Origin of the sequence: Xanthomonas sp. NCPPB 3582 (assembly GCF_041475735.2) — a bacterium.
Lineage (GTDB): Bacteria > Pseudomonadota > Gammaproteobacteria > Xanthomonadales > Xanthomonadaceae > Xanthomonas > Xanthomonas codiaei.
Genome location: NZ_CM192968.1, coordinates 2,643,899 through 2,655,992, shown reverse-complemented (window position 1 = coordinate 2,655,992; position 12,094 = coordinate 2,643,899). Strand labels below are relative to the sequence as shown.

Below are 12,094 nucleotides of genomic sequence, written 5' to 3'. Positions count from 1 at the left end.
CAGGCGACTGTTTCGAACACCCCGCCGGCCGGTTGGGTAGTGCGCGCATGAGCGCCTCGGTGTGGTGGCAGCAACTGTTGTTGGCGATGACCGGCGGTGCGCTCGGCTCCGGCCTGCGCTTTGCGATCGGTACATCGCTGCTGCAGCGCTTCGGCGCCGGGTTTCCGTGGGGCACCTTGACAGTGAACCTGGTCGGCTCGTTCTTCGCCGGCGTGCTGCTGGTGTGGCTGGAGGCGCGCGGCCCGTCGAGCTGGCCGCTGCGGGCGCTGCTGATCGTCGGGGTGCTGGGTGGGCTGACGACGTTCTCGTCGTTGATGATGGAATGCCTGGTCTTTGCGCGCAGCGATCGCAGCACGATGATCGGGCTCTATCTGGCAGTGACGCTGATGGCCGGGCTGGCATTGGTGTTTGCCGGCGCGCGCGCCGGGCAATGGCTGGTTGCGCGCTAAGCTGCGGCCTGTAATGGCGTCGCGCCGGTAGCGCGAGGCCGCGCTGCATGCAGCAGTGGTTTGCGGCGGCCGGTGCGCGGGCCGCGTGTGGTCTGGCCCATCCCCCTGTCAGCGCGGCAATGACCTCGACATGTCGGTCTGATGCGCTGTCTGCAACCACAGCAATAGGATGAAGCCATCGCCGGCGTGCGACCGGCAGCTCTGGTTGCAAGGCACGGTGGTGTTATCGGTGCGGCACGAGGCGTGACGTTGGTCAGCATCGACAGAACAAACGAAGGCGTGCTTGCGCACGCCTTCGTTGACCGGCTGACCGGCAGGACGAGAGCGACGCGACCGCCGTTCCCGCAATGCGCGGCCCAGTGCCTTACAGCGCTTCGATGATGCCGGCCGCGCCCATGCCGGTGCCGATGCACATGGTGACCATGCCGTACTTCTGCCGGCGGCGGCGCAGGCCGTGCACCAGGGTGGCGGCACGGATCGCGCCGGTGGCGCCCAGCGGGTGGCCCAGTGCGATCGCGCCGCCCAGTGGGTTGACCTTGGAAGGGTCCAGTTCGCTGTCGCGGATCACCGCCAACGCCTGTGCGGCGAAGGCTTCGTTGAGCTCGATCCAGTCGAGCTGGTCCTTGGTCAGGCCGGCTTGCTTGAGCGCCTTGGGAATGGCCGCGATCGGGCCGATGCCCATCACTTCCGGGCGCACGCCTGCCACCGAGAAGCTGACGAAACGTGCCAGCGGGGTCAGGCCGTAATCCTTGATCGCCTGCTCGGAGGCCAGCAGCACCGCACCGGCGCCATCGCTCATCTGCGAGGAGTTGCCGGCGGTGACGCTGCCGCCGAACTGGCCGTTACGGAACACCGGCCGCAACTTGGCCAGGCCTTGCAGGGAGGTATCCGGGCGCGGGCCCTCGTCGGTGTCGATCAGCTTCTTGCGCAACTGGATCGTGTTGCCAGCCAGGTCGGGCAGGTGCGCGGTCAGCTCGTAGGGGCTGATTTCGTCACGGAACTCGCCAGCGGCGATCGCGGCGATGGCCTTCTGGTGCGAGGCCAGCGCGAATGCATCCTGATCCTCGCGCGAGACCTTCCATTCTTCGGCCACCTTCTCGGCGGTGATGCCCATGCCATAGGCAATGGCCACATGGTCGTCGGCGAACACGCTCGGCGACATCGCGACCTTGTTGCCCATCATCGGCACCATCGACATCGACTCGGTACCGCCGGCCAGCATCAGGTCGGCATTGCCCAGACGGATCTGGTCGGCCGCCATCGCCACGGCCTGGATGCCGGACGAGCAGAAGCGGTTGATGGTCTGGCCAGCCACCGAATTGGGCAGGCCGGCCAGCAGCACGCCGATGCGCGCCACGTTCATGCCTTGCTCTCCCTCGGGCATCGCACAACCGATGATGGCGTCGTCGATGCGCGAAGTGTCGATGCCCGGTGCCTGTGCGACCACGGCGCGCAACACGTGCGCCAGCATGTCGTCGGGACGGGTATTGCGGAACACGCCCTTAGGCGCCTTGCCCACCGGGGTACGGGTGGCGGCGACGATGTAGGCTTCTTGAATCTGCTTGCTCATGGCTATCTCCGATAGCCGGGATTTGGGATTCGGGATTGGGGATTCGTCAAAGCGAACTCGCGTGCCCGAATGTTCCTGCCCGGCGGATGAATTTGGTGGAAGCGAGAATCGTTGGAGGGCTTGGGACCCGCTGTTACGAATCCCCAATCCCCAATCCCGAATCTCAGTTCCTCAACGGCTTACCCGTCTTGAGCATGTGCCCAATCCGCGCCTGGGTCTTTTCCTGTTGGGCCAGTTCGACGAAGTGCTTGCGCTCGAGCTTGAGCAGCCATTCTTCGTCCACCAGCGCGCCGCGATCGACTTCGCCGCCGCAGACCACCGTAGCGATGCGGCTGGCGATCTCGTAGTCGTACTCGCTGATGAAACGGCCTTCCAGCATGTTGACCAGCAGCATCTTGAAGGTGGCGATGCCGACGTCGCCGGCCACCTGGATGCGGCGTGCCGGCAGCGGGGCGCGGTAGCCGCCTTCGGCAAGCGCGCGCGCCTCGGCCTTGGCGATATGCAGGGCCTCGTAGCTGTTGAAGACGATCTTGTCGGTGGCGCGCAGCAGGCCCAGCTCCTGCGCATTGACTGCCGAATTGGAGACCTTGGCCATTGCCACGGTTTCGAAGGTCTTCTTCAGCTCGGCGAACACATCGCCGCCCGGACCCGCCGCCACCGAAGCGCGCACGGCGATTTCCTTCAGGCCGCCACCGGCCGGCAGCAGGCCGACACCGGCTTCCACCAGGCCGATATAGCTCTCCAGCGAGGCCACGGTCTTGGCGCTATGCATCTGGAATTCGCAGCCGCCGCCCAGCGCCAGGCCGCGCACCGCCGAGATCACCGGCACCTGCGAATACTTGATGCGCTGGCTGGTGGCCTGGAAGTTGGCGACCAGCGCTTCGAACGCATCGAACTTGCCGGCCTGCAGCAGGCCCAGCGCACCGGACAGATCGGCACCGGCAGAGAAGGGCTCCTTCTGCTGCCAGATCACCAGCCCGGCGAAGCCCTTCTCGGCACGGCCCACCACTTCCTGCAGGCCGTCGAGCACGTGATCGGAGACGGTGTTCATCTTGGTCTTGAAGCTGACCACGGCGATATCGTCGCCGTCGTGCCACATGCGCACGCCGTCATTCTCGAACACGGTCTCGCCCGGCGAGAACTTCTCGCCCAGCAGCGGGTCCGGGAAACGCTGGCGCTTGTACACCGGCAGCGCCGAGCGCGGCAGCTTGGCGTCGCGTGCCGGGCTGTACGAGCCTTCGGCGCCATGCACGCCGTCGCGACCATCGAATACCCAGTTCGGCAGCGGCGCGCTGCTCATGCTCTTGCCGTTGGAAATGTCTTCGGCGATCCACTGCGCCACCTGCTTCCAGCCGGCGGCCTGCCAGGTTTCGAACGGGCCCAGCGACCAGCCGTAGCCCCAGCGGATCGCCAGGTCCACATCGCGCGCGGTCTCGGCGATGTCGGCCAGGTGGTAGGCGCTGTAGTGGAACAGGTCGCGGAAGGTGGCCCACAGGAACTGCGCCTGCGGGTGCTGGCTTTCACGCAGCTTGGCGAACTTCTCGGCCGGGTTCTTGATCTTGAGGATCTCGACCACTTCCGGCGCAGCGGCCCGATCAGCCGGACGGTAGTCCTGCTTCTCCAGGTCCAGCACCACGATGTCCTTGCCGACCTTGCGGAAGATGCCGGCGCCGACCTTCTGGCCCAGCGCGCCCTTGGCGATCAACGCGTCCAGCCACTTCGGCGCCTTGAAATACTGGTGCCACGGGTCGTCCGGCAGGGTGTCGCCCATGGTCTTGATCACGTGCGCCATGGTGTCCAGGCCGACTACGTCCGAGGTGCGGTAGGTCGCCGACTTCGGGCGGCCAACCAGCGGGCCGGTCAGGCCGTCCACTTCATCGAAGCCCAGGCCGAATGCCTGCGTGTGGTGGATGGTGGACAGGATCGAGAACACGCCGATGCGGTTGCCGATGAAATTCGGGGTGTCCTTCGCATACACCACGCCCTTGCCCAGGGTGGTGACCAGGAACGCTTCCAGCCCTTCCAGCACGGCCTTGTCGGTGCCCTTGGCCGGGATCAGCTCGGCCAGGTGCATATAGCGCGGCGGGTTGAAGAAGTGCACGCCGCAAAAGCGGTGGCGCAGCTGCTCGGGCAGCACGTCGGACAGCTTGTTGATGCCTAGGCCGGAGGTGTTGGAGGCCAGCACCGCATGCTCGGAAACGAACGGGGCGATCTTCTTGTACAGGTCCTGCTTCCAGTCCATCCGCTCGGCGATCGCCTCGATGATCAGGTCGCAATCGCGCAGCTGCTCCAGGCCGCTCTCGTAATTGGCAGGCGTGATCGCCTCGGCCAGCGCCTTGCTGGCCAGCGGGGCGGGGCTGAGCTTGCCCAGGTTGGCGATGGCCTTGAGCACGATGCCGTCGGCCGGACCGTCCTTGGCAGGCAGGTCGAACAACACGGTGTCGACACCGGCATTGGTGAGGTGGGCGGCGATCTGCGCGCCCATGACGCCGGCACCGAGCACGGCGGCGCGACGGACTAGCAACGGATTGGACATAGCGATTGGCCTCTTGGTGGAACGTTTACGGTGTGGAATGAGCGCGGAAACCGGGTTCCGCGAACTGAATGAGTTCGCGCGCCGCGCGTGCGCGATGCTCGGCCTCGCTGACGCCGGCCGGGCGTTTGATCAGCCCGAAATCGGCCATGGCATAGGTCAGCGCACCGGCCAGGAAGTCCAGGCGCCAGTACAGCTCTTCCTTGCTCAGGCCTGGCACGCAGGCGGCGATGGCCTTGCCGAATTCGCGCAGCACGTGGCCGTAGTGGTCGGACAGGAACTTGCGCAGGTTGTCGTTCTTTTCCGCGTAGGCGCGGGCGATCACGCGCACGAAGGCGCCGCCGTTCTGGCGGTCCTGCGCCATCGCCAGCGCCGGCTCGACGAACGCCGCCAGTACCGCGGTGAGTTCGCCGGGGTGCGACTTCCTCGCCGCTTCCAGCTGCTGCAGCCGTGCGGCAGTCATCTCGTCCATGCGCCGGCGGAACACCTCGTTGACCAGGTTTTCCTTGGAGCCGAAGTGGTAATTGACTGCGGCGATGTTGACGTCGGCCTGGGTGGTGAGCTGGCGCAGCGAGGTGCCGGCAAAACCATGCTGGGCGAACAGCTCCTCGGCCGCACCGAGAATGCGGTCCTTGGTGGAGAAGTGGGCTGGCTTGGGCATGCGTCCGGGTCAGGCTCAATCAAACGATTGTTTGAGTCTACGGCCAGAATCGTGCCCCGGTCATGCGGCGCTGCAGCACGATTCAGGGGGCGGTATGCAAACAAATACCCGACGAGATAGAATTGACCATTGCAAAGAAGCCTAAGCCCGCGTTTTGACGCGGGTTTTTTTCATGATAACCTCGGGCCTTCAGTGGCCCGCCCAACGGAGAACTCCCCATGGCGCTGGAGCGCACCCTTTCCATCATCAAGCCCGACGCGGTCGCCAAGAACGTCATCGGCGAAATCTACAGCCGTTTCGAGAAGGCCGGCCTGACCGTCGTTGCCGCCAAGTACAAGCAGCTGTCGCGTCGTGAGGCCGAAGGTTTCTACGCCGTGCACCGCGAGCGTCCGTTCTTCAACGCGCTGGTCGAGTTCATGATCTCCGGCCCGGTGATGATCCAGGCGCTGGAAGGCGAGAACGCCGTTGCTGCGCACCGCGACCTGCTGGGCGCGACCAATCCCAAGGACGCTGCGCCGGGCACCATCCGCGCCGACTTCGCCGATTCGATCGATGCCAACGCCGCCCACGGCTCGGACTCGGTCGAGAACGCAGCCAACGAGGTCGCGTATTTCTTTGCCGCCACCGAAGTGGTCTCGCGCTGAGGCCGAGTGAGTCGAATCGTGAATGAGGTCGTGATCCCCTCCGTGTTGCAGGACATCCCCGTCCCCGCAGCGCCGGTGCGCAAGCAGAACCTGCTCGACCTCGATCGCGAGGGACTGGAGCGCTTCTTCGCCGAGACCCTCGGCGAAGCGCGCTACCGTGCCCATCAGGTGATGAAGTGGATCCACCACCGTTACGTCACCGATTTCGACCAGATGACCGACCTCGGCAAGGCGCTGCGTGCGAAGTTGCACCAGCATGCCGAGGTGCTGGTCCCGAACGTCGTCTTCGACAAGCCCTCCGCCGACGGCACCCATAAATGGCTGCTGGCCATGGGCACCGACGGCAAGAATGCGATCGAGACGGTCTATATCCCCGACAAGGGCCGCGGCACGCTGTGCGTGTCCTCCCAGGTCGGTTGCGGTCTGAACTGCACCTTCTGTTCGACCGCCACCCAGGGCTTCAACCGCAACCTGACCACCGCCGAGATCATCGGGCAGGTGTGGGTGGCGGCGCGCCATCTGGGCAACGTGCCGCACCAGCAACGCCGTCTCACCAACGTGGTGATGATGGGCATGGGCGAGCCGTTGATGAATTTCGACAACGTCGTGCGCGCGATGAGCGTGATGCGCGACGACCTGGGCTACGGCCTGGCCAGCAAGCGGGTGACGCTGTCGACCTCGGGCCTGGTGCCGATGATCGACCGGCTGTCCACCGAGAGCGATGTCTCGCTGGCGGTGTCGCTGCATGCTGCCAACGACACCTTGCGCGAGAGCCTGGTGCCGCTGAACAAGAAGTACCCGATCGCCGAGTTGATGGAGTCCTGCGCCCGCTACCTGCGTGGCAGCAAGAAGCGCGATTCGGTGACCTTCGAATACACCTTGATGAAGGGCATCAACGACCAGCCGGAGCATGCGCGCCAGCTGGCGCGGTTGATGCGTCAGTTCGACAATGCGGTGCAGTCCAAGGATGCCGGCAAGGTCAACCTGATTCCGTTCAACCCGTTCCCCGGCACGCGCTACGAGCGCTCCGGCGAGACCGAGATCCGTGCATTCCAGAAGATCCTGCTCGACGCGCAGGTGCTGACGATGGTGCGCCGTACCCGCGGCGACGACATCGATGCAGCTTGCGGGCAGCTCAAGGGCCAGGTCATGGATCGCACCCGTCGCCAGGCGGAGTTCCGCCGCACATTGGAAGGGCAGGCCGATCGAGATGCGGCAGCGTGAACTCGCGTTAATGGCCGCCGTGGCGATCGCGCTGTGCGCGGTCGGCTGCGGCGGGCGCAATGCCAAACCAGGAAAGATCAGGAGCGTAGAGCAGGTCGCCCCCAGCTACGATTTTCGTGATAGCGCAGCCACCCGCGAGCGGATTGCACAGGATCAGCGACTTGGGTTGGCGAACAACCGTATCCAGAGCGGTGATTATGCAGGCGCCGAGCGGCAGGTTCGCGACGTGTTGAAAAAATCGCCAAATTCGGTGGAAGCTTTGATGTTCCTTGGTGTCATACAGCAGGGTCAGGGCAATCCGGCTGCCGGCGAAACCTACCGTCGTACTGCAGAATTGGCGCCACAGCGTGGCGACGTTCTCAACAATTATGGCGCATGGCTTTGCGCCAATGGTCAGGCAGCTGACTCGCTCGCCTGGTTCGACCGTGCCTTGCAGGACCCAGGCTACGCGCCAGCGCCCGCGCTTGCGAATGTCGGCGGATGCGCATTGCAGGCCGGTCAGCCGGATCGTGCTTTCCGTGATCTGCGCAAGGCGCTGGAGCTGGATGCGAACAGCCCCTATGCGCTCGAGTCGATGGCCCGGTACCAGGTAGGGCAGAAATCCTATTTCGAAGCGCGTGCCTTTATCGAACGGCGGCTTGCGGCTGCACCGGCAACGGCTTCCGTGTTACAACTCGCCATTCAGATTGAGCAAGGGCTGGGCGACAAGGTAGCTGCCGGCCGTTACCAACAGCGGTTGGTCAAGGAATTTCCTGACGCAGCGACCGCTAATCCCGGGGCCAATGCATTGTGATCAGTGATTCCAATCCGAACCCTTTCGAGCAGGAAAAGGGCTGCGGACAGCATTTGCGCGACGCGCGCGAGGCGGCAGGTCTGAGTGTGGACGATGTGGCGGCCAAGCTGCGCATGCCGGCCCACGTGGTGCGTTCGCTGGAGCAGGAAGACTGGCAGCGTCTGGGCGCGCCGGTGTTCGTGCGCGGGCAGTTGCGCAGCTATGCGCGCCTGCTGCAGGTCGACCTGGAGCCGCTGTTGCAACAGGCCACCATCGCGCCGGTCGAACCGGTCAAGCTGGTCAGCCATACCCATACGCCGCGTGCGCGCCGCATCTTCGAAAGTACTGCGCGCAAGGCGATGTATGTCGTGATCACCGGCGTATTCGCGGTGCCGGTCTGGTATGCGACCCGCTCGCACCTGGACGGCAAGCCGCCGAGCACCGTGTCGCTGGACAGCATGCCGGTGGCCGCCAAGCCCACCGCCCCGGCCCAGCCTGCCACCGCGCCGCGCGAGCAACCGACACCGTATATCGCCTCGATGACCCCGGTGCCGCGCGCGACCCCGGCCAGCGAGACGCCAGCGCCCGCCGAGGGCGGCAGCCTGTCGCTGAGTTTCAGTGGCGACAGCTGGGTACAGATCCTGGCGCCGGATGGCAGCCCGGTGGAGAAGGCGCTGATTCGCGCCGGCGAACGTCGCAGCTATTCGCCGGGCCAGGTGGGCCGCGTCGTGCTGGGCAACGCATCGGCGGTAGAGGTTCAGCAAGGCGGCAGTATCGTCGATGTGAAACCGTTCCAGCGCGCTAACGTGGCACGTTTTGCGGTATCCTCCGACGGCTCCGTGGTGCCTGCTTCCGAGTGAAGCGGACTGCGGTTTTTCATTTTTCCCTTTTGATGTTCCGCGCCTCCGGGATGACGGAGCGAGAGTACGCATGGCGATCGACGATCTGCTGGACGAACACGAACAAGGCGAACGCGTTCGTTCCTGGTTGAGAAAGAATGGTGCGGGGCTGGTGGGCGGCGTCCTGCTCGGTCTGGCACTGATCCTGGGCTGGCAGTGGTGGCAGAAACGCACCAATACCGAACTGGTTGAGGCCAACGCCCGTTACGAGGCGGTGGTGAAGTCGATCCAGGCCAAGAACCTGGACAAGGCCGCCAAGGACATCGTGGCGCTGGACGACGGCAAGGGCGGCATCTACGCCGAGCTTGCGGCGCTGCGTCTGGCCAAGGCCCAGGTCGACGCCGGCAAGAACGCCGAAGCGATCAAGACCTTGCGTGACGTGCCCGCCGAAGGCGAGCTCAAGCAGATCGTGCAGCAGCGCCTGGCGCGCGTGCTGATCGAAAGCGGCAAGCCGGACGAAGCGATCAAGCTGCTGGCCGATGCGCAGGACCATGCCAGCCTGGAAATCCGCGGCGATGCACTGGTCGCGCAGGGTAAGCCCGATGAGGCGCGTGCGCTGTATACCCGGGCACTGCCTACGGTGGATGTGGCCTCGCCGCAACGCCGCTTGCTGGAAACCAAGCTGATGGATGTGGGCGGCAAGGTGCCCGATCCGGCGGAGCAGATTTGATGAAGCAGGTTGATATGTACAAGCGCGTTGCATTGGTTGCCGTGATGGGTCTGTCGCTGGCGGGTTGCAGCACCGTCAAGGGCTGGTTTGCCGGGAAGGACGCTGCTGCCAAGAAGGCGCAGGAACCGGCCGAGCTGGTGAAGTTCGAACCCTCGGTCAAGGTCGACAAGATCTGGTCCACCGGGGTGGGCAAGGGCGAGGGACATATCGGTGTGCGTCAGCGCCCGGCCGTGGCCGACGGCAAGGTCTATGCCGCGGCGATCGCCGGTGGCGTGCAGGCGCTCGACCTGCAGACCGGCAAGCGCGTGTGGGAATACGAGCCCAAGAAGGAAGAGCGCAACGATCGCAAGTTCAAGCAGCGCCTGTCCGGCGGCCCCGGGGTCGGCGAAGGGCTGGTGGTGATCGGTAGCCTGTCTGGCGATGTGATTGCCCTGAACCAGGCCGACGGTACCGAAAAGTGGCGCGCCAAGGTGCCCAACGAAGTGATCGCCGCACCGGCGATCGCGCAGAACCTGGTGCTGGTGCGCAGCAACGACGGCCGCGTCACCGCGTTCGATGCCGCCACCGGCGAGCGTCGCTGGTTCCACTCCGAGGAAGGCCCGACCTTGTCGGTGCGTGGCAATGCGCCGATCGTGACCGGCCCGGGCGTGGTATTCGTGGGCAACGACAGCGGCACCTTGAGCGCGCTGGCACTGCAGGATGGCCGCCCGTTGTGGGAGCAGGCCATTGGCGTGCCGGAAGGCCGGACCGAGCTGGAGCGCATGTCCGACGTGGACGGTGCGCCGGTGCTCGATGGCACCACGCTGTACGCCACCAGCTTCAAGAACGAAACCCTGGCGCTGGAAGGCCCAAGCGGCCGTCCGCTGTGGACGCGCGATCACGGCGGCGCCGGTGGCGTTGGTGTGTCGTCGGCCGTGGTGGTGGTGTCCGACAATGCCGGTTCGGTGTGGGGCCTGGACAAGAGCAGCGGTGCGGCGATGTGGTCGCAGGCTGCCCTGGCGCGGCGCTCGCTCACCGGCGTGGCCATCCAGGGCGACTATGCCGTGGTCGGCGATTACAAGGGCTACCTGCACTGGCTCAAGCTCAGCGACGGTGCACTGGCCGCGCGCGCTCGCGCTGGACGCGACACGCTGCTGGCGCAGCCGGTGGTCGTCGATGGCATTCTGCTGGTACAAAATACCGACGGCGATCTCTCCGCCTTCCGGTTGGCACAATAAGGACCTTGCGATGCTGCCCCTGGTCGCCCTGGTTGGACGGCCCAATGTCGGCAAGTCCACCATCTTCAATGCGCTGACGCGCACCCGTGACGCGCTGGTCCACGACCAGCCTGGCGTCACCCGCGACCGCAATTACGGTGTCTGCCGTCTCGACGAGCAGCAACCCTTCATCGTCGTCGATACCGGCGGTATCGCCGGCGAGGAAGAGGGCCTGGCCGGCGCCACCGCGCGTCAGGCGCGTGCCGCCGCAGGCGAAGCCGATCTGGTGTTGTTCGTGGTCGATGGCCGCGAAGGTGCGTCCTCGCTGGACGACGAGATCCTGGCCTGGTTGCGCAAACTGGCGCGCCCCACTGTGCTGGTGATCAACAAGATCGATGGCACCGACGAAGAAACCGTGCGCTCGGAATTCGCGCGCTACGGGTTCTCCGATGTGGTGGCGCTGTCTGCCGCGCATCGGCAGGGGATCGACGAGTTGCTCGACGAAGTCGGCGCGCGCCTGCCGGAAGAAGGATCGGGCGAGCTGCTGGACAACGACCCGGCGCGCGTGCGCATCGCCTTCGTAGGGCGGCCGAACGTGGGCAAGTCCACACTGGTCAACCGGTTGCTGGGCGAGGAGCGCATGATCGCCTCCGAAGTGCCTGGCACCACCCGCGATTCGATCGCGGTGGACCTGGAACGCGACAATCGCCAATACCGCCTGATCGATACCGCCGGCCTGCGCCGTCGCGGCAAGGTGGAAGAGGCGGTGGAGAAGTTCAGCGCGTTCAAGACGCTGCAGGCGATCGAGCAATGCCAGGTCGCGGTGCTGATGCTCGATGCCACCGAAGGAGTGACCGATCAGGACGCGACGATCCTCGGCGCGATCCTGGATGCCGGCCGTGCGCTGGTGGTGGCGATCAACAAATGGGACGGGCAGAGCGACTACCAACGGGCACAGGCCGAAGACCTGCTGTCGCGCAAGCTGGGCTTCGTGAACTGGGCCGAGGCAGTGCGGATCTCTGCGCTGCATGGCTCGGGCATGCGCGAGCTGTTCCAGGCCATCCATCGCGCGCACGCCTCGGCCACGCACGAATTCAGCACCAGCGAAGTGAACCAGGCGCTGGAAATCGCCTACGAGACCAATCCGCCGCCGAGCATCCGTGGCCATGTCTCCAAGCTGCGTTACGTGCATCCTGGCGGTGCGAACCCGCCGACCTTCATCGTGCATGGTACGCGCCTGAAGGTATTGCCCGAGTCGTACAAGCGCTATCTGGAAAACTTCTTCCGCAAGCGGTTCAAGCTGGTCGGCACGCCGGTGCGTTTCATCTTCCGTGAAGGCGCCAATCCATACGAAGGCAAGAAGAACCCGCTGACCGACCGCCAGATTGCGCGCAAGCGGCGGCTGATGCGGCACGTCAAGGGCAAGTAAGACCGTTACCACCTCGCGCATGCGTGTCGTGATGTCGACGACGCATG

General features: G+C 65.2%; 11 protein-coding genes. 8 read left to right on the top strand and 3 right to left on the bottom strand.

What is annotated here, in order from left to right:
- Positions 1-47: 47 nt before the first annotated feature.
- Complete coding sequence (gene crcB / locus ACCQ05_RS11220; protein WP_372394044.1) at positions 48-449, top strand: fluoride efflux transporter CrcB; 402 nt, start codon at positions 48-50, stop codon at positions 447-449.
- A 364-nt stretch (positions 450-813) separates the two neighbouring features.
- Here crcB and ACCQ05_RS11215 read toward each other — a convergent pair whose 3' ends face one another.
- The 3 genes from ACCQ05_RS11215 to ACCQ05_RS11205 form a co-directional block, all read right to left on the bottom strand.
- Positions 814-2,019 carry an acetyl-CoA C-acyltransferase gene (locus tag ACCQ05_RS11215; protein ID WP_372390295.1) on the bottom strand — a complete coding sequence of 402 codons (1,206 nt, stop codon included), beginning with the start codon at positions 2,017-2,019 and terminating at the stop codon, positions 814-816.
- Positions 2,020-2,182: 163 nt separating this feature from the next.
- The gene (locus tag ACCQ05_RS11210; RefSeq protein WP_228964830.1) at positions 2,183-4,555 is read right to left on the bottom strand and encodes a 3-hydroxyacyl-CoA dehydrogenase/enoyl-CoA hydratase family protein; all 2,373 of its coding nucleotides are present in this window, start codon (positions 4,553-4,555) and stop codon (positions 2,183-2,185) included.
- Between the two features lie 25 nt (positions 4,556-4,580).
- Entirely contained in the window at positions 4,581-5,213 is a 633-nt protein-coding gene (locus ACCQ05_RS11205) for a TetR/AcrR family transcriptional regulator (RefSeq protein ID WP_372390292.1), read from the bottom strand.
- A gap of 218 nt (positions 5,214-5,431) precedes the next feature.
- Here ACCQ05_RS11205 and ndk point away from each other — a divergent pair, with 218 nt between their 5' ends.
- The 7 genes from ndk (at position 5,432) to der (ending at position 12,047) form a co-directional block, all read left to right on the top strand.
- Positions 5,432-5,857 carry a nucleoside-diphosphate kinase gene (gene ndk / locus ACCQ05_RS11200; protein WP_372390290.1) on the top strand — a complete coding sequence of 142 codons (426 nt, stop codon included), beginning with the start codon at positions 5,432-5,434 and terminating at the stop codon, positions 5,855-5,857.
- Between the two features lie 18 nt (positions 5,858-5,875).
- Positions 5,876-7,081: a dual-specificity RNA methyltransferase RlmN gene (gene rlmN / locus ACCQ05_RS11195; RefSeq protein ID WP_372390287.1), complete on the top strand. Its 1,206-nt coding sequence runs from the start codon at positions 5,876-5,878 to the stop codon at positions 7,079-7,081.
- A 10-nt stretch (positions 7,082-7,091) separates the two neighbouring features.
- On the top strand, positions 7,092-7,874 hold the full coding sequence (locus tag ACCQ05_RS11190) for a tetratricopeptide repeat protein (RefSeq protein WP_228964838.1): 783 nt from the start codon (positions 7,092-7,094) through the stop codon (positions 7,872-7,874).
- Positions 7,871-8,713, top strand: a complete 843-nt coding sequence (locus ACCQ05_RS11185; RefSeq protein ID WP_228964828.1) for a RodZ domain-containing protein — start codon at positions 7,871-7,873, stop codon at positions 8,711-8,713. The genes ACCQ05_RS11190 and ACCQ05_RS11185 overlap by 4 nt, the downstream gene beginning before the upstream one ends.
- Positions 8,714-8,783: 70 nt before the next feature.
- Entirely contained in the window at positions 8,784-9,422 is a 639-nt protein-coding gene (locus ACCQ05_RS11180; RefSeq protein ID WP_064510836.1) for a YfgM family protein, read from the top strand.
- Positions 9,422-10,639 carry an outer membrane protein assembly factor BamB gene (gene bamB, locus ACCQ05_RS11175; protein ID WP_228964827.1) on the top strand — a complete coding sequence of 406 codons (1,218 nt, stop codon included), beginning with the start codon at positions 9,422-9,424 and terminating at the stop codon, positions 10,637-10,639. The genes ACCQ05_RS11180 and bamB overlap by 1 nt, the downstream gene beginning before the upstream one ends.
- 10 nt (positions 10,640-10,649) lie before the next feature.
- Complete coding sequence (der, locus tag ACCQ05_RS11170) at positions 10,650-12,047, top strand: ribosome biogenesis GTPase Der (protein ID WP_228964826.1); 1,398 nt, start codon at positions 10,650-10,652, stop codon at positions 12,045-12,047.
- Positions 12,048-12,094 lie beyond the last annotated feature (47 nt).